Source organism: Nonomuraea sp. NPDC050404, from assembly GCF_040655495.1.
In the GTDB taxonomy this organism is placed as follows: domain Bacteria; phylum Actinomycetota; class Actinomycetes; order Streptosporangiales; family Streptosporangiaceae; genus Nonomuraea.
In genome coordinates, this window is sequence record NZ_JBFAKB010000015.1 from 76,871 (window position 1) to 96,636 (window position 19,766).

18 protein-coding genes and 1 pseudogene are annotated in these 19,766 nt (G+C 70.6%); 18 read left to right on the forward strand and 1 reads right to left on the reverse strand.

What is annotated here, in order from left to right:
• The 11 genes and pseudogenes from AB0I81_RS36100 (at position 1) to AB0I81_RS36150 (ending at position 10,730) form a co-directional block, all read left to right on the forward strand.
• Positions 1-1,302 (forward strand): FAD-dependent oxidoreductase, encoded by a 1,302-nt coding sequence (locus tag AB0I81_RS36100; RefSeq protein WP_360666263.1) that lies wholly within the window; start codon positions 1-3, stop codon positions 1,300-1,302.
• Positions 1,271-2,266 carry a zinc-dependent alcohol dehydrogenase family protein gene (locus AB0I81_RS36105; protein ID WP_360666266.1) on the forward strand — a complete coding sequence of 332 codons (996 nt, stop codon included), beginning with the start codon at positions 1,271-1,273 and terminating at the stop codon, positions 2,264-2,266. Before AB0I81_RS36100 ends, AB0I81_RS36105 begins: the two co-directional genes overlap by 32 nt.
• A 39-nt stretch (positions 2,267-2,305) precedes the next feature.
• A complete protein-coding gene (locus AB0I81_RS36110; RefSeq protein WP_360666269.1) occupies positions 2,306-3,079 on the forward strand; it encodes a HisA/HisF-related TIM barrel protein in 774 nt (257 codons plus the stop codon).
• Between the two features lie 35 nt (positions 3,080-3,114).
• Positions 3,115-3,603, forward strand: coding sequence for an SAV_915 family protein (locus tag AB0I81_RS36115; RefSeq protein ID WP_360666844.1), 489 nt, complete (start codon positions 3,115-3,117; stop codon positions 3,601-3,603).
• Positions 3,600-4,268, forward strand: coding sequence for a hypothetical protein (locus tag AB0I81_RS36120; protein WP_360666272.1), 669 nt, complete (start codon positions 3,600-3,602; stop codon positions 4,266-4,268). Before AB0I81_RS36115 ends, AB0I81_RS36120 begins: the two co-directional genes overlap by 4 nt.
• 16 nt (positions 4,269-4,284) lie before the next feature.
• Positions 4,285-7,344 carry an amino acid adenylation domain-containing protein gene (locus tag AB0I81_RS36125; RefSeq protein WP_360666275.1) on the forward strand — a complete coding sequence of 1,020 codons (3,060 nt, stop codon included), beginning with the start codon at positions 4,285-4,287 and terminating at the stop codon, positions 7,342-7,344.
• A gap of 82 nt (positions 7,345-7,426) precedes the next feature.
• Positions 7,427-8,158 (forward strand): AfsR/SARP family transcriptional regulator, encoded by a 732-nt coding sequence (locus AB0I81_RS36130; protein WP_360666278.1) that lies wholly within the window; start codon positions 7,427-7,429, stop codon positions 8,156-8,158.
• Between the two features lie 119 nt (positions 8,159-8,277).
• Positions 8,278-8,994 (forward strand): hypothetical protein, encoded by a 717-nt coding sequence (locus tag AB0I81_RS36135; RefSeq protein ID WP_360666281.1) that lies wholly within the window; start codon positions 8,278-8,280, stop codon positions 8,992-8,994.
• Positions 8,995-9,167: 173 nt separating this feature from the next.
• Positions 9,168-9,842 (forward strand): AfsR/SARP family transcriptional regulator, encoded by a 675-nt coding sequence (locus AB0I81_RS36140; RefSeq protein ID WP_360666283.1) that lies wholly within the window; start codon positions 9,168-9,170, stop codon positions 9,840-9,842.
• Between the two features lie 54 nt (positions 9,843-9,896).
• Positions 9,897-10,067, forward strand: a pseudogene (locus AB0I81_RS36145) (helix-turn-helix domain-containing protein); the annotation flags it as partial.
• A gap of 48 nt (positions 10,068-10,115) precedes the next feature.
• A complete protein-coding gene (locus AB0I81_RS36150; protein WP_360666847.1) occupies positions 10,116-10,730 on the forward strand; it encodes an IclR family transcriptional regulator C-terminal domain-containing protein in 615 nt (204 codons plus the stop codon).
• Between the two features lie 76 nt (positions 10,731-10,806).
• Here the strand turns inward: AB0I81_RS36150 and AB0I81_RS36155 are convergent, their stop codons facing one another.
• Positions 10,807-11,952: a methyltransferase gene (locus AB0I81_RS36155; RefSeq protein WP_360666850.1), complete on the reverse strand. Its 1,146-nt coding sequence runs from the start codon at positions 11,950-11,952 to the stop codon at positions 10,807-10,809.
• A gap of 166 nt (positions 11,953-12,118) precedes the next feature.
• On the opposite strand from AB0I81_RS36155, the gene AB0I81_RS36160 reads away from it, so the two are divergent.
• From AB0I81_RS36160 to AB0I81_RS36190, 7 genes are all read left to right on the forward strand, one after another.
• The gene (locus AB0I81_RS36160) at positions 12,119-12,964 is read left to right on the forward strand and encodes a hypothetical protein (RefSeq protein WP_360666286.1); all 846 of its coding nucleotides are present in this window, start codon (positions 12,119-12,121) and stop codon (positions 12,962-12,964) included.
• Positions 12,961-13,647 (forward strand): O-methyltransferase, encoded by a 687-nt coding sequence (locus AB0I81_RS36165; RefSeq protein WP_360666289.1) that lies wholly within the window; start codon positions 12,961-12,963, stop codon positions 13,645-13,647. Before AB0I81_RS36160 ends, AB0I81_RS36165 begins: the two co-directional genes overlap by 4 nt.
• 130 nt (positions 13,648-13,777) lie before the next feature.
• Positions 13,778-14,806, forward strand: coding sequence for an alcohol dehydrogenase catalytic domain-containing protein (locus tag AB0I81_RS36170; protein ID WP_360666292.1), 1,029 nt, complete (start codon positions 13,778-13,780; stop codon positions 14,804-14,806).
• A gap of 15 nt (positions 14,807-14,821) precedes the next feature.
• On the forward strand, positions 14,822-15,724 hold the full coding sequence (locus AB0I81_RS36175; protein WP_360666294.1) for an NAD(P)H-binding protein: 903 nt from the start codon (positions 14,822-14,824) through the stop codon (positions 15,722-15,724).
• Positions 15,721-16,557 carry an SDR family oxidoreductase gene (locus AB0I81_RS36180; protein WP_360666297.1) on the forward strand — a complete coding sequence of 279 codons (837 nt, stop codon included), beginning with the start codon at positions 15,721-15,723 and terminating at the stop codon, positions 16,555-16,557. The genes AB0I81_RS36175 and AB0I81_RS36180 overlap by 4 nt, the downstream gene beginning before the upstream one ends.
• Positions 16,554-17,825, forward strand: a complete 1,272-nt coding sequence (locus AB0I81_RS36185; protein WP_360666301.1) for a wax ester/triacylglycerol synthase domain-containing protein — start codon at positions 16,554-16,556, stop codon at positions 17,823-17,825. The genes AB0I81_RS36180 and AB0I81_RS36185 overlap by 4 nt, the downstream gene beginning before the upstream one ends.
• Positions 17,826-17,839: 14 nt before the next feature.
• The gene (locus AB0I81_RS36190; protein ID WP_360666303.1) at positions 17,840-19,540 is read left to right on the forward strand and encodes an aromatic amino acid ammonia-lyase; all 1,701 of its coding nucleotides are present in this window, start codon (positions 17,840-17,842) and stop codon (positions 19,538-19,540) included.
• Positions 19,541-19,766 lie beyond the last annotated feature (226 nt).

Here is a 19,766-nt window from a genome sequence, read left to right on the forward strand (position 1 = left end):
ATGCGCGTCGGAATAGTCGGAGCCGGACTGTCGGGGCTCACCCTGGCCTGGCTCCTGGCCAGCAGATGCCGGACCGTGGTGCTCGAATCTCTCGACCGGATCGGCGGCACGATGCGATCGGTCCATGTCCGGACCGGTGAGGGGCAGACGACGCTGGACCTCGGAGCGCAGGACATCTCCCCGGACCTGTTCCCTGCGCATCGCAGGCTGCTGTCACTCCTGGGATTCACAGACGGGCAGTTCGTCGACTGCCCGGCCTCGCTCACCGTGCTGAAGGCGGGGCTGAAGGAGCCGTTGCTGGTCAGCCCGCACACGCCCGAGCCGGCGTGGCGCCGGGCCGAACGGCTCGGGCCGGCGTGGCACGCGCTGAACCTCTACCTTCAGCGGGCGGCCGAATGGGATAAGGAGGACGTCAGCTGGGAGCGGCCGCTGGCCGATCTGGTGGAGCCCCTGCCGGTCAGCCCGCAGATCAAGCACGACGTCCTGTACGCCCGTCCGGCCTTCCTGTTCTGCTGCGGCATCGAACGGGCCATGACCCTTTCGGCCCGCGCCGCCGCCGCCTTCTACGTGAGCGCCGCGGGCGAGCCGAGCTGGCAGCAACTTGTCACGGGCCTGGAGAGCGTGGCCTGGGCCCTGGCGGCGCGTACCCCGGCCGCGACGATCAAGACCGCGGCCGGCGTACGGCAGATCCGCCGGTCGGACGGCCGCTACGAACTGCTCGACACGACCGGCGAGCGGCACATCGTGGACGAACTCGTCCTCGCGGTGCCGCCGTGGGAGGCGGCGAAGCTTCTGCATCCGCTGGCTGGAACGCGGGAGGTACGCGACGTACTGGCCGCTTTCGAGCCCGTCGACACCACGTACGCGCTGCACCTGGACCCCGCCTACCTGCCCGAGTGCCGCGAGCAATGGTCGACCAGCACATTCGAGGTGCACGACGGCTGGAGCGAGAGCACCGACTGGTTCGGCCCCGGCAGGGGCGTGGAGGTGTTCAAGAGCCAGCTCACCCACCGCGACCGCCTGCCCCAGCAGATGGTGCTGCGCGAGGACTACCGGCACCTGCTCATCACACCGGCCGCCGTCCGCGCCCAGCGCCGCCTCGCCGCGCTGCAGGGACGGGAGGGGCTGCATTTCGCGGGCCAGTACACCACCTGGGTCTCCAGCCAGGAGTCGGCCGTGCGGTCGGCCGTCGAGGTCGCCCGGCGCCTGGCCCCGCGCTCCGGCCGCCTCACCGACCTGCTGTCCGCCGCACCCGATGAGGGGGTTCGCCGTGCGAGCCGTACGCTTCCACCGTCACGGTGACCCGGCCGCCGTCCTGTCCGTGGACGACGTGCCCATCCCCGCCAAAGAGCCGGACGACCTGCTCGTACGGATGACCACGCGGCCGATCAACCCCTCCGACCTCATGTACGTCCGAGGAGAGTACGGACGCAGACCGCCGCTTCCCTCGCCCGCGGGGTTCGAAGGCGTGGGCGTGGTGGAGCGGCAGGACCGCGCGGGCACGTACCGTGAAGACACCCGGGTCGCCGTGGCCGCGACCGGCACCTGGCAGGACTACGTCAGCGCCGCGCCCGGCGAGCTGATCCGGGTCCCGGACGGCGTGCCCGACGAGCTGGCCTGCCGGCTCACCGTGAACCCGTTCGCGGCGCGCCTGCTGGTGGACTCGCTCGACGTGCCCGCCGGCGGATGGCTGCTGCTGTCGGCCGGCGCGTCGGCCGTCTGCCGGATGATCCTGGCGCACGCCGGCGAACGCCGGATCCGATGCCTGCATCTGGTAAGGCGGCCGGAACAGGTACTCCCGCTTCGCCGCCTGGGAGCCGACGAGGTCATCGACACCTCCACCGGGGCCTGGGCCGAGCGGGTGCTGGCCGTCACGTCGGGCGGGGCGAGCGCCGCGATCGACTCCATCGGCGGCACGGTGGGCGGGAGCCTGCTCGGCTGCCTGCGCCCCGGCGGCGAGCTGATCGTGTTCGGGGCGTTGTCCGGGGAGCCGATCCCGGTACCGCCTCGTGAGGCCATCTTCTCCTCTCTCACCGTGCGCGGGTTCTGGCTGCCCGAGCGGCTCGCCGCGCTGGGAGAGCCCGATCGCGCCCGCCTCATCGAGGAGGTGATCGAGAACGCCGCGGACGGGCGGTTCGACGCCGAAGTGGCCGGACGGTACGCGCTGGCGCGGGTCAAGGCGGCCGTGGAGCACAGTGCGCGGACCGGCCGCACGGGAAAGGTGCTGCTCACCGACCACCCTCCCGCGCCGCAACCCCTCGCGTGAACGCTGACCCGCATTCCGAACGACGAAGAAGGGGACATCATGAACGACCTCATCATTCCGTGCATCGATGTGGCCGGCGGCAGGGCGTCACCGTCCTCGGGCATCTCCGAGCTGTCCGACGCCGCCGACGCCGTCGAGATCGCCTCCTTCTACCTGCGTGACGCAGGTGGGCCGATCTTCGTGGACGTACAGGAGCCGTGGACGAACCACGAGACGTTCCTGCCCCTCATCCGGGCGCTGAACGAGACCGGCGGTCAGTTCTGGGTCACCGTGGACAACGGCTACATGCCCTCGGCCGATGCGGCCGAACTGCTGCTGAAGGCGGGCGCCGCGGCTGTCGGGCTGAGCACCACGTCGGTGGAGCACCCGTCCGTCCTGCACACGCTCGCGCAGCGGCAGGGCCCCGACCGGGTCCTGGGCGTCATGAACGTCGCCCGCGCCGGCGAGGGCCGATGGAACGTGGCCATCCGGGGCGGGGGACAGGGGACCGACCTGGACGCCGTGGTGTGGGCGAAGATGCTGGCGGACCTGGGCGCCGGGCACCTGCTGGCCAACAGCCTCGATCGGGAGGGCACCGGCAGTGGCTACGACCTGGAGATGACCTCGGCCATCGCAACGGCGGTGAGCGTACCGGTCATCGCCTCGGGCGGCGCCGGCACCGTCGAGCACCTGTACGAGGGCCTCACGGTGGGAGGGGCCCGGCATGCCCTGGTCAACAACCTCTTCCACAGTGGCGCCGCGACGGTCGGCGAGGCGTACGAGTTCCTGGACAAGGGCGGGCTCCGGGTCTCGCCGGAAGGGACGGCCGAATGAACTCCGGCGGCCTGGCCGAGGGGCCTGCCGCCCGCATGAGGATCGCCCGTCGTGCGACCTCCGCCGCGCGATCTCCTCTCGGTCCCGGCCGCCGGGGGCCGGGTGACGGTCGCGCGGGCCCGGCCTGTGAGATCAGCGCACGGCTCCCTTCCGGGCGGCGGCGCCTCGCTCGTGAAGAGACGGCCACGACTCCAGCCCTGTTCATCCCCGTCCGGCAGTGCCGGGTGGGCGTGTCGCTCCGCCTGTTCAGTACGGTGGCCGGCGAGCGGACCGCCGTGGCGTTCACCTCGTCCATGCGGTTACGCAGTGTGCTCGGCGCGGGCCATCCCTGGGTGCGCCTGGCAGAACCCGCTCTCCGGGGCCTCATCGACGACTTGGACGTGAACACGGTGGTCGTCGACCCCGCCGCGGCGCGAGGGCCGCGCCCCGGCGTACGGCGGCCGGATGTCAGACCCGCGTCAGCTCCGTGTCATAGCCACGGGGAACGGCAGACAGATTCGACGAAAGGAAGGTTCGCACCATGACCACCACCCAGGAGCTCTCCCTGGCGACCTCCAGCGTCGCCGAACTCCAGCGGCTGCGCGACCGCTCACCGGTCGGCAATCACCTGCTCGACCTGGCCGAGGTCGGCGGGCTCAGCGTGGAGCACCTGCGCCGGCTCGTCGGGATCGAACTGCGGTGCCACATCGCGGAGCTGGCGGCGTACGGCATGGTCATCGCCCGCTTCTCCGACAGCCCCATCGTCGGCCTCTACCTGGATGTCGCCCGCCTGGTCCACGAGGCGCACCCCAAGCTGCTGGCCTGCGTACGCCCGCTGGGCATGGATCCGGGAACGGCGGGAACCTGGCCGTCCGGTCCAGACGCGCAGGCGTTCTGCGGCTACATCTCCTGGCTCGCGCTGCACGGCGGCCAGGCGGACAACGCGCTGGCCCTGCACACCGACATGACGGTCTACTTCCCCGGCTGTCTCGCCCTGCTCGAAGCGGTGCAAAAGCAGGGACTGGAGGTGCCCGAGGAGTTCGTGACCTACTACGAGGGCGGCCAGTCGGACGAACTGGAGCGGCGCGCCCTCGAAGTCGTCGAGCACGGACTGCGGCGCGGTGAGGACGAGGCCACGGCGGTGACCCGGGCCAGACACCTGGAAGAGCATATCGGCAGCTTCTGGAAGGCCGCCGCACACCTCGACTGATCTGGAGGGAAACCGAATGAGCCTGAAGGACTGGAACGCGACGGCGCGCCCCTACCCGCGCGACGCGGTGCTGCCTGAACTGTTCGACGTCCAGGCGGCACGGACACCGGACGCGCCGGCGCTGACGGGTGGCGGCCGGACACTGACCTACCGGGAGCTGGCCGACCGCGCTGACGCGCTGGCCAGGGTTCTGCGACGGTCGGGAGTGCGTGCGGGCACGCCCGTCGCCCTGACGGTCGAGCGGTCGCCGGAGGCCGTCGTGGGGATCTGGGCCGTGCTCAAGGCGGGTGGCGCGTACGTGCCGCTGAACCCGGGAGACCCGCCGGCCCGGCTGCGTGCGATGGCCGGGCGGCTGGGCATCGCGCACGTGGTGACCTGCGCGCGCCGGCGTTCCGTCCTGAACGCGCGGCACGTGCTGCCGCTGGACGAGCCGACCCCGAGCGCCGATCCGCTACCGGGGAAGGTGGCCTCGGCGACCGACCCGGCCTACGTCATCTTCACCTCCGGCTCCACCGGGGTCCCCAAGGCGGTGGCCGAACCTCATCGCGGCCCCGTCCGGCTGGCGACGGGCACCGACTGCGCCGCGTTCGGCCCGGATGACGTCGTCCTGGCGACCGCCAACCCCACGTTCGACGTGTCCTGCTTCGAGATCTTCGGTGCGCACCTGAACGGCTCCCACCTGGTCATCCCCGAGCGGGAGTCGTTGCTGTCGCCGCCGGACCTGGCCCGCGAGCTGCGGGACAGCGGCGCGACCGTGTTGTGGCTCAGCGCCGGGCTGTTCCACCAGCTCGGCTTCGCCGAGCCGGGCATGTTCGCATCGCTGCGCTATCTGGTGGCGGGCGGGGACGTGTTGCATCCCGAGTGCGTGCGCGGCATCCTGGCGGCCGGCCCGCCCGCACACCTGGTCAACGGCTACGGCCCGACGGAGAACGGCACCTTCTCCAGCGCCTACGAGGTGGCAGATCTGCCGCCGAGCGCCCAGAGCGTGCCGATCGGGCGTCCGATCGCGAACTCCACCTGCTACGTGCTGCGCGAGGACGGCAGTCCGTGCGAGCCGGAAGAGGAGGGCGAACTCCACGTGGGCGGCGACGGCGTGGCCCTCGGCTACGTGGGCGACGAGGAACGGACGGCCGAACGTTTCCTGCCCGACCCGTTCCTGGGCGGAGAAGCGCGCATGTACAAGACCGGTGACCGGGCGTTGTGGCGGCCGGACGGCGTCCTTGAGTTTCTCGGGCGGCGTGACCGTCAGGTGCAGGTCAGCGGCTACCGGGTGGAGATCGGAGAGGTGGAGGCCGGTCTGGCGGCCCATCCCGAGGTGCGTGAGGCCGCGGTGGCGGTGCGGGAATCCCAGCGGGGCGGCAAGGCCCTGGTCGCGTGGGTGGTGCCGCGTGAGAAGGTGGATCGCCGTTCGCTCGCGGGACGGGTGCGGGCGTTCCTGCGGGACCGGTTGCCCGCGTTCATGCTTCCCGGGAAGGTGGCGATCGCCGACGACCTGCCGCTGAACAGCAGCGGCAAGGTGGACTCCCGCGCCCTGGCCGAGCCCGCCGGCGAGCGGCCCGGCACTCTCGCCGATCCTCCGCGCGGCGAGGTCGAACAGCACGTCGCGCGGATCTGGGAGAATCTCCTCGGGGTGCCGCTCGTGTCCCGTACCGACGACTTCTTCGAGCTCGGGGGTACCTCACTACAGGCCGTCCAGATCGTCACCGCCCTGCGCGCGCGACCCGGGCTGTCTCATCTGCCAGGACCGGCGCTGGTGCGGGCGCTGCTGAAGGCCGCGACGCTGGATGAGTTCGCCGGCCGGGTGGAGGCCCTGCGCGGAGGCGCGAGCACGGAGGACGAACAGGTGGATCTCCTACGGGAGTCCCGCCTCGAACCGGACATCCGTTTCGACGCCGCCGTACAGGAGCGCGCCGCCCGCGGCATCCTCCTCACCGGGGCCACCGGATTCCTGGGCGCCTTCCTGGTCCGCAGGCTGCTCGACGCCACGGATCTGCGCCTGTCGTGCCTGGTGCGAGCCAAGGACGGTGACGACGGGCTGCGGCGGATAGGCTCGGCCCTGCGCAGGTACGGCCTGCCGCTCACCGGCCTCGACACCCGGGTCGTCCCCGTCCCGGGCGACCTCGCTCTGCCCGGACTGGGTCTCACCCGGCCGGAGCTGGACGAACTGGCCGATCAGACGGACCTCATCCTGCACAACGGCGCGCACGTGAACTTCGTCTACCCCTATGTCCGGCTCAAGGACGTCAACGTCGGTGGCGTGCGTACGCTCATCCGGCTGGCCGCCTGGGACAGGCGCGTCCGTCCCTTCCACTACGTGTCCACGGTGGACGTGCTGGGTGCCGCGGACGGCGCGTGCGTACGTGAGGACGATCCGCTTCCTCATCCCGAACGGCTCCGTCAGGGGTACGCGGAGACGAAATGGGTGGCGGAGGCCCTGCTGCGCGAGGCCGCCGGTCGCGGGCTGCCGGTCGGCGTCTACCGGCCGTACGAGATCACGGGAAGCCGCGTGAGCGGCGTGTGGGACACCGGCACCATGATGACCGCCCTGATCAAGGCCATCGCCGACACCGGGCTCGCACCCGACGCGCCTGCCCGGCTGGACTTCGTCCCGGTGGACCACGTGGCCGAGGCCATCGTGGAACTGGTGTCAGGACGGCCCGCGCGCACCCTCACCTGTCACCTGGCGAACCCGCGTGCCGCGGGCCTGCCCCTCCTGGTCGAACGGCTGCGGTCGCAGGGCTTTCCCGTCCGGGTGTTGCCCCGGGAGGTCTGGGTACGGGAGATGGAACGTCTCTGCGCCGCAGATCCGGCCATGCCGCTGGCCGGCTACATCACGCTGCTCACCGGTGCCGGCCCGGATGACGGGTCCGCGCCGGGCCGGCAACTCACCGGCGCCTTCCCCCTGCCGGACCTCACGAACCTCGCCAGGGCGGTGCCGGACGTCCTGGCCGGCTGCCCTCCCGTGGACGGCGGATTGATCGACCTTTATATCGGATGGCTGCGGAGAATCGGTTACTTGAATGACGGGACAGCCGCGCCTTCCGGAACGTATTCTCCACGCCGGCCGCACAGATAAGTTAGTATTTGTATCGAGTGCGCGTGGAGATACAACAGAATCGATGCTGGCGAATATGACCTCCTTCAACCTTTTGGGCCCCTTGGAAGTCAGATTCGACGACGACCGGATACCGATCACCGGCCCGAAGAAGCGGTCTCTGTTCGCCGCGCTGTTACTCCATCACGGCGACGTCGTGTCCGTCGACGACCTCATCACCGAGCTGTGGCGGCATGACCCGCCAGGACAGGCGGCCAACGCACTGCACGCGCACGCGTCCCGGTTGCGGCTGTGCCTGGGGCGGTGGCGGGAGCGTTACGGGACGCAGGTCGCCCTGCGGACCCGCTACCCCGGCTATTCCCTGCACGTCCCGGCCGACCAGATCGACCTCGTGCGATTCGACGCGCTCTGCGCCGAGGCCCACACACGGCAACCGGCCCACCAGGACCAGGCCGCCGGCCTTCTGCGTGAGGCGCTGGCGCTCTGGCGTGGCCCGGCGCTGCAGGACGTGCCGAGCGGGCCGATCAGGGACCGCGGCGCGCGACTTCTGGAGAGCCGCCGGTTGCTGGCGACCACCAGCCTCATCGAGATCGAGATCGAGAGGGGCGGGCACGTCGAGATCATCCCGAGTCTCGAGGCGCTGGTGTTGCAGCATCCTCTCCAGGAACGCCTCTACGGCCAGCTCATGACCGCGCTGCAGCGCGCGGGCCGGCCCGCCGACGCACTCGGGGTCTACCAGCTCGCACGTGCCTGCTTCGCCAGAGAGGCCGGGCTGTCGCCCTCGCCCGCCCTCGAAAGGCAGATGCTCAGCATTCTGGACCGTTCATCGAGATAGCGCCTTTCGGGAGTGGTACACAGCCGGTTTCTCGCGCGTAAGGCGCGTGTCACCGCGCGATCAGGCCCGCGTCAGAACGGGGTGGCAGTAAGGAACACCACGACCTGACAGGAGGAGACATGTCCACTTCGGCATCCAACGCCGCAGACGCCCGCCGACTCGTCCGGACAATCGCCGAGGGGGAGGAGTCGTACGCTGAGAACCCGTTCCTCGGCAGGATCCGCTCAGGCCAGGCCACTCAGGAGGACACGCGCAGGCTCGTCGAGGCGGAGCTGAGGCTGATCGACACCGAGGCCGCCGCCTACGGGGCGATGGCGATGCGTTTCTACGCCAAGCCCCAGGACGTCTACTGCACGCGACTGCTGGAGATGGTGCAGAACGCCAAGCCGCGACTGCTGGAGGCGGCCGGGTCACTGGGCGTGGACGTCAGGGATGCCTCGCCTCACAAGCGCTCGGAACTGACCGAACATGCCTACGGCTGCTTTCTGAGCTGGCTGGCGCTCAACGGCGACCGGGCCGCTATCGGGCTCGCCTCGTACGTGGACGTCGAGTCGTACTACCGCACGCAGAACGCGCTCGCGGCGTATCTGCGCGAGCCTGGCCGTGACACCACCCCGGAGATTCTGGAGTACTACCGCCACGTCGACGCCGGCGTGCTCCGTGAGGGGGCGCTGGCCTTCGCCCAAGCCGGGCTCGACGAGGGCGGCGACCCTGACCGGGCCGTGCGCCTCGCGGGCCTGATGCGTGAGGCGCTGCGCGAGTTCTGGACCGCGGGCCGCCCGCAGCCGCACGAGCCGGGGCCACCGGCTGATCACCCCTCCGAGCCGCTGCCTTGACTCCCGGATTCGCGGGCCTGCGACGAGATGACGCTTGCGCACCAAGGCGACCGGACATGGAAGACAGATCAAGTCGACCTCCCGCAGAGACGATCTCCTTCGATCTGCTGGGACCTCTCGAAGTGCGGCTCAATGACACCAGGTCGGAGGTGACAGGCTGGAAAAGGCGTGGTTTGCTCGCGGCCCTCTTGCTCAACCACGGCCGCGTGGTGCCCACGCAGGACCTGATCACGGAGCTGTGGTGCGGTGACCCACCCGCCGGGACGGAGAACGCCCTGCACGCCCACGCGTCGCGGCTGCGCGGAATCCTGCGGGCTTGGGACCGGATCACCGAATCGCGGGTCGCGCTGCAGACCCGCCGTCCCGGCTACGCCCTGCTCGTCCCGGGTGATCACATCGACGCGGTGCGTTTCGAAGCGCTGTGCAAGCGTGCCGATCACGTGAAGACGGCATCGCCGGGGCAAGCCGTGACCCTTCTGCGCCGGGCCAGATCTCTGTGGCGAGGGTCCGCACTTCAGGACGTGCCGCACGGCCCGATCAGGGACCAGGGCGTCAAGCGGCTGGAAAGCGGGCGCAGGCTCATGATGATGAACCTCATCGAACTCAACCTCGGCTTGGGCAAGCACGTGGAGATCATTCCTGAGCTTGAGGCGCTCGTGCTGGAGAACCCGCTGGAGGAGAGGCTCTATTCGCAGCTCATGGAGGCGCTGCAGCGGGCGGGCAGAGCGGGCGACGCGCTCGGCGTCTATCAACTGGCCCGCGTTTCCCTGGCCGAGCGGACGGGGTTGTCACCGTCACCGGCACTCGAGCGGCAAATGCTGAGGATCCTCGACCGCAGGGCACGATGATCTTTCGGCCGGAAAGAATTGTTAGTTGGAGAAACTATCGGAGGCGATGTTGCCGTGGCAGGGTCATCACCCACTTCGCCGAGCGCTGTAGACAAAGCGATGATCATACTCGGATATCTGGCACGGAAGAGCATGCCGGTGAAACTCACGGAAATCGCACGCAACACGAAGCTGGCGAAGTCCACCGTCCATCGGATGCTTTCCCGGCTTGAGACGCATGGCGCCGTCGCGCGACAGGGGAACACCTATACCCTCGGTGAGAAGATCCGCTCCATGGCCATACGGGGCGGCCGTCCCACGTGGCGCGCGGAACGCCGGCTGGTGAGGCTGACCATGCCGTTCCTGGCCGAGTTGTTCACCTTGACCCAGCACGCCGTCAGTCTGGCCGTGCTGCGGGAGCAGGCCGTCCTCTACCTCGAGACGCTCTACCCGCCCGCCTACACCTCCCACATCCTGCGCACCTCCGCGAACGCCCCGGCGTACTGCACCGCTGCCGGCAAGATCCTGCTCGCCTGCGATCCGGGCGCGCGATACAACGCCTCCCGCCCGGGTGAGCTCCAGCCCCTCACAGAAAGCACGATCACCGATGGGCGTGAGCTGGAGCGGGAGCTGAACGATGCGCGGGCGCGCGGGATCGCCCTGTGCCGGGGGGAGTACCTGCACGGGTATGACGCGGTGGCCGCCCCGATATTCGGCCGGGAGGACAAGGCGATCGCCTCGATCACCGTTTCGGCCCCCGCAGCCCTGCTCGACCTCGATGCCCTCGTGCCGCTCCTGCGTCAGAGCGCCCACTCGGCCTCGCTGTCGGTGCGCAGCCGGGGTCGCCTCACACCGGGCCTGTCGCATTTCTCGCGTCGCGGCCCGGGCAGCGCTCACAACGCCGAATAGCGGCACGCGCTCGCCGGAAGATCGGGGCCCGCACACGACGGGTGCTAATCGCGCCGATACAGGGCGTTCACGCACGTCAGGGTTTCGTCACGCTGATGACCGCGTTGGCGCCGGGCGCGGTGAAGCGGTCGACGGTGCCGGAGGCGAACCCGATGTCCGTCAGCCAACCGGTGAGCTCGCCCGCGGTGAAGCTGCGTCCCCAGGTCCAGGCGAGCATCGCCAGCCCCATCAGGGCGGCCTCCGGCGGGCCGTCCCGCTCCTCGTTCAGCAGGAGCTCACAGATGAGCAGCCGCCCGCCGGAGGGCAGGGCGGCGTGGCACTTGCCCAGGATGGTGCGGACGTCGTCGTCGTTCCAGTCGTGCAGGACCGACGACAGCAGGATCGTGTCGTAGCCGCCGGGCAGCCGTGGCTCGGCGAAGAAATCGCCCGGGATCAGCGTGATCCGGTCCGCCAGTCCCGCCTCCTCGATCTTGGGGCGGGTGAGGTCGCACACGAACGGCAGGTCGTACACCGCGGTGCGCAGGCCCGGATGGCGGGCGCACAGTTCGATGTCGAACGCCGCACCGCCGCCGCCCACGTCCAGCAGGGCCTTGGCGCCCGACAGGTCGAGGGTGTCGGCGAGCACCGAGGCGGTGGAACACGAAAGCGCGCGCATGCCCTCCCAGAAGACCTTCACCATGTCCGGCGCCATCCCGTCGAAGAGCGAGGTCCGCTTCCCGGAGTCCCAGACGGTGGGACGGTCCTCACGCAGCGCCTCGTCCAGCCGCATCCAGCCGGGATGGTCGTGCTGGTCGAGCACCTCCACCCAGCCGCCGAAATAGTCCCGCCGGGTGCGCACCAGGTATCGCTCCGCCACGGGCGCGTTGACGTAGCCGCCGGGCGCGCGGTGGAGCAGACCCAGGCTGGCGCAGGCCACCACGAGCGACTCGGCGGGACGGCGGCGCAGGCCCGTGAGCCGGGCGATCTGCTCCGCGGACTGCGGTGGTCGGCCGGACAGTCTGGTGAACAGGTCCAGGTTGTTCGCGGCGGTCACGGTTCTGGACATCCAGACCCCCGACATCATTTCCATGATCGGAAGGGGAGTGTGGGCCTGGGATGTGGGTTCCGGCACGCTGCCTCCTCGTGCTAGGGGCCTGCAAAGCCCGACGATCGGGCCACTGTGTCTGAGCACGGAGACGCCGGTCATTGTCGTGTTCCGCCCTGTGGGACAGCGCCCGATCATCTCCGATCGGCCGGCGAGAACGGGGGCCGCGAAGGGATGTTCCACGCGACGGAACGTGCTTTTGGCCCGTGCTCCGGTGCGTCCTACGTTCGCGAGACAGCTGATACCGAGATTCGCTCCGCTCGCTCCTCGAAGCGAAGCCCGATGCGGAAACGAGGATCCACGAATGGCGTCACACGCGTACCTGACCGGCACGCGTCCGCTGCCCGCGGCCGCTTATCTGAATCTCCTGTACCTGCCCGTGCCAGGCGCCCGGTTCCGCGCACGGTGTGACTCTCCCGTCGGGCGGGAATCCGGCTCCGCTCCGCCACCCGCGCCCGGCGATCCCGACATCCGCGTCCGCTACCGCTGGATCCTGGGCCATCATGCGGCCTTCATGGTGTGGCGGCTGATCTCGGAGAGACTGGAGTCGATCGCCTCGGACAACTCCCCGAACCGTGCCGACGTCACCGACGCGGCACGGCTCCACGACATCTACGCGGCGCTGTTCGTGTACACGGGCAGTTGCTCGCCGGAGCGTTACGCGGCCACGGTGCGGGCCGACATGCGCGCCTGCCATCCGGCGTTCAGCGGGGAATGGGCTCCCGACCACGCGCCCATCCGACCGCTGCTCGACCGCGTGCGCGCCGCCCACCCGCGTCGCCGCCTGGAGCCGTTGCCGAGCGCTGTCAGGGACTGCCACAGCGTCCACCGGGCCATCGCCGACCGGCTCGTCCCTGAGGGCGGCTCGCTGCTGAGAGACGCCGGGCGCGAGCCGGGACAGCCGCCCACCGAGGTCGAACACACCCTTTACGACGGCTTCTTCCGGGTGGTGCGCCGTCCCACCTGCCGCGCGTGCTTTGACTCCCAACTGCTGGACAGGACCGAACAGATGCTGCGTGACCTGGCCGCGCACGGCCTCACCGACCGGCGAGGGCCACGTCCGCCCCTCGGCGCGGCAACCGTCCGGAACCGGATCGAGGACCTGTCCCGTTTCGCCGCCCACCACGGGAACGCGAGGCGCGTGCGATGAATCCGGACTTCAAGAACATCGTGATGACGCCTGACCTCTACCGCTATCTGCTGGCCCAGGCCGAGCCCCCCGGCCCCGTGCAGCGCGGGCTGATCGAGCGCACCCGCGCGCTGGGCCGTCCCGCCGAGATGCAGATCCCCCACGAACAGGCGATTCTCCTCACCCTGCTCACCAGGCTGACCGGAGCCAGGCTCGTCGTCGACGTTGGGACCTTCACCGGCTACTCCACGCTGGCCTTCGCCCTCGGGCTGGCCGCCGGTGGCCGGGTCATCACCTGCGACGTCTGCGAGGAGTGGGCTGACATCGCCCGGGAGTCCTGGCGCGAGGCGGGAGTGGCCGACCGCGTGGACTCGCGCATGGGCCCGGCGGCCGAGACGCTCGCGGCGCTTCCCGAGGAGCCCCGGATCGACCTGGCCTTCCTCGACGCCGACAAGCCCGGGTATGCCGGGTACTGGAAGCAGTTGGTCCCCCGGGTCCGAGCCGGCGGTCTGTTGCTGGCCGACAACGTCCTGTACGAGGGCGAAGCCGCCGATCCCGAAGCGGACGGCAACGGGGCCGCCATCCGCGTCTTCAACGATCTGGTACGAGCCGATCCGAGGGTGGAGTCCGTCGTGCTGCCGATCGCCGACGGGCTGACCCTCGCCCGCAAGGTGCACGACGACGACCTGCCGGCCTCGGTCTGACCGCGTTGCCCCTGCTGTCCCGTTCTGTGGAACTTCCGTTCGCGTTCCGTACGCACGGATGACACGGTCGGTCGGCAAGCGGGTGACGGTGACGGAGCCCGATCGGCAGCAACGAGGAGGCGTTGCCGACATGCGAGCCGCAGTGCGCAGCGAAACCGGAGGCATCCGGATCGCCGAGGTGCCGGACGCGAGAGTGCACGCGCCGACCGACGCGGTGGTCCGCGTCGTGCTGGCCGCCGTGTGCGGCACCGACCTGTGGGCTTACCACGGCGAGGATGAGATCCCTCCCGGCCCCCGGGCGGGCCACGAGTTCCTCGGAGTGGTCGAGGAGACCGGTCGTGACGTGCGGCGCGTGCGGCCCGGCGTGCTGGTGCTCGCGCCGTTCATGTGGTGCGACGGCGTCTGCCCGGCCTGCCTGGACGGCCTGACCACCTCGTGCCAGGACGGCGGGATGTGGGGCGGGGATCACGATGGCGGGCAGGGCGAGGCGGTACGAGTGCCGTTCGCCGACGCGACCCTGCTGGAACTTCCGCTGGAAGCGGACGACGAACGCCTGCCCGCCCTGCTGACCCTGGCCGACGTCATGGCCACCGGGTTGCACGCGGTGAACGGCACCGGCACGGGACCGGCCTCGGATGTGACGGTGATCGGCGACGGCGCGGTGGGACTGTGCGCGGTGCTGGCCGCACGGCGAGCCGGAGCCCAGAGGATCATCCTGCTGAGCAGACATGACGACCGGGCCCGCGTCGGCGAACGTTTCGGTGCCACCGAGGTGGTGGCGGAGCGCGGCGAGCAGGCCCGCGCGCGGGTGCTCGACATGACCGGCGGGCGTGGCACGCAGGCCGTTCTGGAATGCGTCGGCACCCAGGACAGCGTGGACACCGCGCTCGGGCTCGCTCGCGACGGCGGCGCGATCGCCCTGGTGGGCGCCCCGCACGCCGCCCTTCCGGGAACCGAGCAGATCTTCATGCGCAACCTCACGGTCACCGGCGGCCTGACACCGGCCCGCGCCCTGATACCGGTGCTGCTGGAGGAGGTCATGTCCGGCCGGCTGAACCCCTCGCCGGTCTTCGACCTGGTCGTGGACCTGGACGGAGTTCCCGCGGCCTACCGTGCCATGGCCGGCCGCTCGGCGATCAAGGCGCTGGTCCGTATCTGACAAGGGAGCCTCGGCATGACCATATTGATCACAGGCGCTTCGGGGAACATCGGCGGCGGCGTCGCCCGCCGCCTGGCCGCCGCCGGACGGCCGATCGTCCTCGCCGCACGCGATCCGGGCTCGGTCACCGCTCCGCGCGGCTGCCCGCCCGACATCCGGCGGCTGGACTATGACGATCCGTCGAGCTATGAGGGTGCCTTGCGCAGGGCGACCTCGGTCCTGCTCATCGCCCCTCCGGCCGATGCTTGCGCCCACGAGCGGATGCGACCCTTCATCCGCGCGATGACCGTGTCGGAGGTTGCCCATGTGGTGGTCGTGTCCGCCGTGATGGCGGAGACGGATGAGGACTTCCCGCTCAGGAGGGTTGAGCGCGAGGTGGAGAGGGCCGGCCACAGGTTCACCCATCTGCGTTCCCAGTGGTACATGAACAGCCTGACCAGCGGCGTCTTCGCCCCGATGGCGGCGGCGGGGGAGATCGCGCTGCCGGCGGGCCACGGCCGGGTCGCCTTCGTGGACCCGGCGGACGTGGCCGGGGCGGCGGCCGCGGTGCTGACCGAACCGGCGCGGCACCACGGGCGGGCGTACGCGCTCACCGGGCCGGAGCCCTTCGACTGGGCGTGCGTCGCCGAGATGTGCTCCGAGTTCTTCGGGCATGCGGTCCGTTACCTGCCGATCACCGATGACGCGTACCGGACGGCCTGCCGCGGAGCCGGGATTCCCGCCCCCGTGGCCGAGTTCCTCATCGGCCTGTACACGGCGATCCGCGCCGGCCATGCCGCCCGCACCACCACGGCCGTGCGATGGCTGACCGGCAGGCCACCCCGCGGTCTGCGCGAGTTCCTCACCGAGGCCGCCGCGGTGGGGGCGATCCCCGGCGCGGGTACCCGGCCGGTGGATTCCATGGGAGACGGGCGATGACCATGGTCACCATCGGGCACTCCTCCGTCCGGCTCCGGGGCGGCACCGCTCTCGTGACCGGTGGCGGGCGGGGCCTGGGCCGATGCTTCGCCGACGCCCTCGCCTCCGCCGGCGCCAATGTGGTCCTGACCGGCCGCGATCCCCTGACCCTTGACGAGGCCCGGACACGGCTGCGGGCCCGCGGCGCCGTCGTCCTGGCCGTGCCCGCGGATCTGACCTGTGAGCACGCGATGGAAAGGGCCGTGGAGAGGGCGTCGGCCGCCTTCGGCGCCATCGACGTCCTGGTGAACAACGCCGGAGTGACGGGACCGCGCGGCCCGTTGTGGGAGGTGGACGCCACGCACTGGTGGCAGGCCATGGAGGTCAATCTGCACGGTGCCATCCGCGCCTGCCGCGCCGTGCTCCCCGCCATGGTCGAACGGCGCCGTGGGCGTGTCATCAACGTCGTGAGCGCGGCCGGACGGCACCGATGGCCGCACGCCTCCGCGTACTCGGTCTCGAAGGCGGCCGTCATCAAGGTCACGGAGAACCTCGCCGCGGAACTGCGGCCGCACGCGGTCGCGGCGTTCAGTTTCGATCCCGGGCTGGTGGACCTCGGCATGACACACGATCACCTGGAGCGGGGGGCCGTGGGCCACCGCTGGTCCGACCAGATCTGGCGGTGGCTCCGCACCCAGCGGCGGACCGGCCACTTCACGCCGCCGGAGCGCGCCGCGGCGGCGCTCGTCCGGCTCGCGGACGGCTCGGCCGACTCGCTATCCGGGCGCTACCTCACCGCGGATGACGACCTCGACTCCCTGCTGGGTGAGCAGAAAGACGGTGAGAGACGATGATTCCCCACACGAACCTGTGGACCAGGACCTTCCTCGGCATGAGCCGGGCCGCCGCCGATCCGTCCGACCTGTACTTCGGCTTCATTCTGCGCGGTCGGGGACCCGTCCCGGACGTGGAGGAACTGCGGCGGCAGGTGGACAAGCGGCTCGCCCTCATCCCCGCGCTCACCCGCGTTCCCGAGACGCGCGAGGGGGACGTCACCTGGCGGCCGGACGAGGCGTTCGACCTCGCCGGCCACGTTCGCGCCCATGGGCCGCTCACGCGCGGTGTCGCCCCCCAGCGTTCGCTCCTGGCCTGCGCTCCGGCGTCGCCCCCGCAGATGTGGGGCCTGTGGGTCCTGCCCGGTCCCCGGGAGGGGCGGTGGCAGGTCTGCTGGCTCAGCCATCACGCGTTCGGGGACGCGATGGCGATCGTGCGAATCCTGCGCGTGCTGTTCGGCGATGAGGACCCGCCGGGCCCGGTGGCGTCGTCCCGTCATCGGCGATCTGGCCGTGCGCGGGCGATCGGCGCGGCGGGCCGGATGCTTCCCGGTCTTCTGGCCACCTACCTGCCCGGCGAACAGTGGCCCCCGATGACCTCACCGGCCGGCGCGGTACGCGGATGGGCCTACGCCCAGGTCCCGTTCGCCACCCTGCGCCGGGTCGCGGACACGAGCGGAGCCACCGTGAACCAGGTGCACCTCGCGGCGATGACAGCCGCCCTGCGCGGACTGGAGACCGACAACGGGCGCAGGCCACGCGGGAGGCTGCAGGCCTGCATGCCCCTCGACCTCAGAACCCCGGGCCAGGACGACCACACGGTGGCCAGCCGGCTCGGCCTGATGCGCGTCCCGCTCGCCTGGGCGCGGCCGAATCCCGCCGGCCGGCTCGCCGCCGTCGTACGCGCCACCCGTCCGCGCAGGATCGGCCGCTGGAAGCGCGCTTGGCGAGCCCTTCTGGCGGACGCGCCGGAGCCGATCGCGCAGTGGGCGCACAGACGCATCGGCGACCCGCGCAACACCAAGTTGACCGTCTCGGCGGTGAACGTCCCCGGTGCGCTGGCCGTCGGCGGCAGCCCGGTCACCGAGATCGTCCCGCTACCCTGGCTGCCCCCGGGACACGCCTGCTTCACCCTGCTCGCCACCTACGCGGGGACCACGACCCAATCCGTGCTGACCCATGGAGGAGGCTTCGCTCCCGGCCGCCTGACGACCCTGTGGGCACGCGCCGTCGACGACCTCGCCGCCACGTACGAGGGTCGCCCTCACGCGCCGGAAAGCAGGCGATGACGATGCCAACCGCCATGGAACCGAGCCGCGTGCCCCTTGCCCTGGGCGGAGGAACCCTTGAACCGGCCGAGGTGGCCCGGTTCGCCGAACGGCTCTCCGAAAGAAGATTCGTGCTGGACGAGCGGGCCGCCCGGCGCATCGACGCGAGCGCCGCCCTACTGGGGCGGCTTGTCGACGAAGGCCGGCCGCTGTACGGAGTCACCACCGGCTTCGGCGACAGCGCACGCAGGGTGATCCCTAAGGACCAGGCGGAGGCCCTGCAACGCGCCGTGCTCAGTTTTCACCTGGTGGGAGTGGGGCCGCCCGCGCCGGCCGAGGTGGTGCGGGCCGCCATGGTGATCCGGGCCAACTGCCTGGCCCAAGGTTCGTCGGGAGTCCGGCGCTCACTGATCGAACTGCTGCTGGCCTGTGTCGCCGAGGACCTGCTGCCCATCGTCCCTCAGCGCGGCTCGGTCGGAGCGAGCGGAGACCTCACTCCGCTCAGCTACCTCGCCGCCATGCTGGCAGGACGGGGCGAGGTCACGGTTCGGGGGCAACGGGGACCGGCCGATGACGCGCTCCGGGAACACGGGCTGCGCCCCTGGGAGCCGAGGCCCAAAGAGGCACTGGCGATCGTCAACGGCACGTCGTTCTCCTCCGCGTACGCCGTCATCGCCCTGGAGCGGGCGGCTCGCCTGTCCGTCGTGGCCGAGCTGTGCACGGCCGTGGCGTGTGAGGCCCTTCGTGCCGACCGCGGCCCCTACGATCCGGTGATCCACGAGCACAAACCGCACCCGGGGCAACAGGCGTCGGCAGCCGGCCTCACGGCCCTGCTCGCCGGGCCCGGGCTGACCAGGGACCATCCCTTCCCGCTGGCCGGGGAGCCACGGGTCACCGGCGACCGCGTCAGGGATCTCGGCTCGCCGATCCAGGAGCCCTACTCGCTGCGCTGTGCGCCCCAGGTGATCGGTGTGCTGCGCGACACTCTGACCTGGGTCCGGCGCTGGATCAGCGTGGAGATCAACTCGGTCGACGACAACCCGCTGGCCGATCCGGACACCGAAGCGGTCTACAGCGGCGGAAACTTCTACGCCGGCCACATCGGGCAGGCAATGGACGCCTTGAAGATCGCCGTGGCGAACATCGGTGACCTGCTCGACCGCCAGTTGCAACTGCTCGTCGACGAGAAGTACAACCGCGGCCTGACGCCCAACCTCCATCCCCACCACGAGGGGGACGATCCGGGCGCCGGCGTGCGATTCGGCTTCAAGGCGGCCCAGATCACCTGCTCGGCGCTGACGGCCGAGGCGCTCAGATCCGCCGCGCCGGCCACCGTCTTCTCCCGCTCCACCGAATGCCACAACCAGGACAAGGTCAGCATGGCCCCCATCGCCGCGCGGGACGCGTACGCCGTCGTCGACCTGGTCGAGCACGTGGCGGCGACACAGTTGCTGGCCGGCTGCCAGGCCATCGACCTGCGGGGGCCGGACCGGGCCGCGAACGCCGTCCGGCGGGCGCACCGCGTCGTCCGGGCCCGTGTGCCCGCTCTGAGCGACGACCGTCGCATGGACACCGACATCGCCGCCGTTGTCGGCCTTCTCCGCACCGGCGCCCTCGACTTCACGAGACCATTCCCCGACACGGGTTTCCTGCGCACGGACAACGACGACGCTGACCGTACGACATCATGGCCTGACCTCAGATCTCGCAACAGCCACCATGACCACGAAGGTTAGCTAAGGGTGGCGAACGGTGGAGTCTTCAGTTGCCATGTCCGTTCGCGGAACATTCAACATTAAGCCATGCAATTACTATAGGTAGTCAATCGACTACTTATAGGAGCTTCCATGGCGGCTCGGGAGCGTCCCGGCGGCGCGGTGCCTATGACCGATCTCTTCGCCCGGCTGGACGCGCCGGCGCGTCTCATCGTCACCGGCGACATCGCGCAGGTGCGGTGGAACC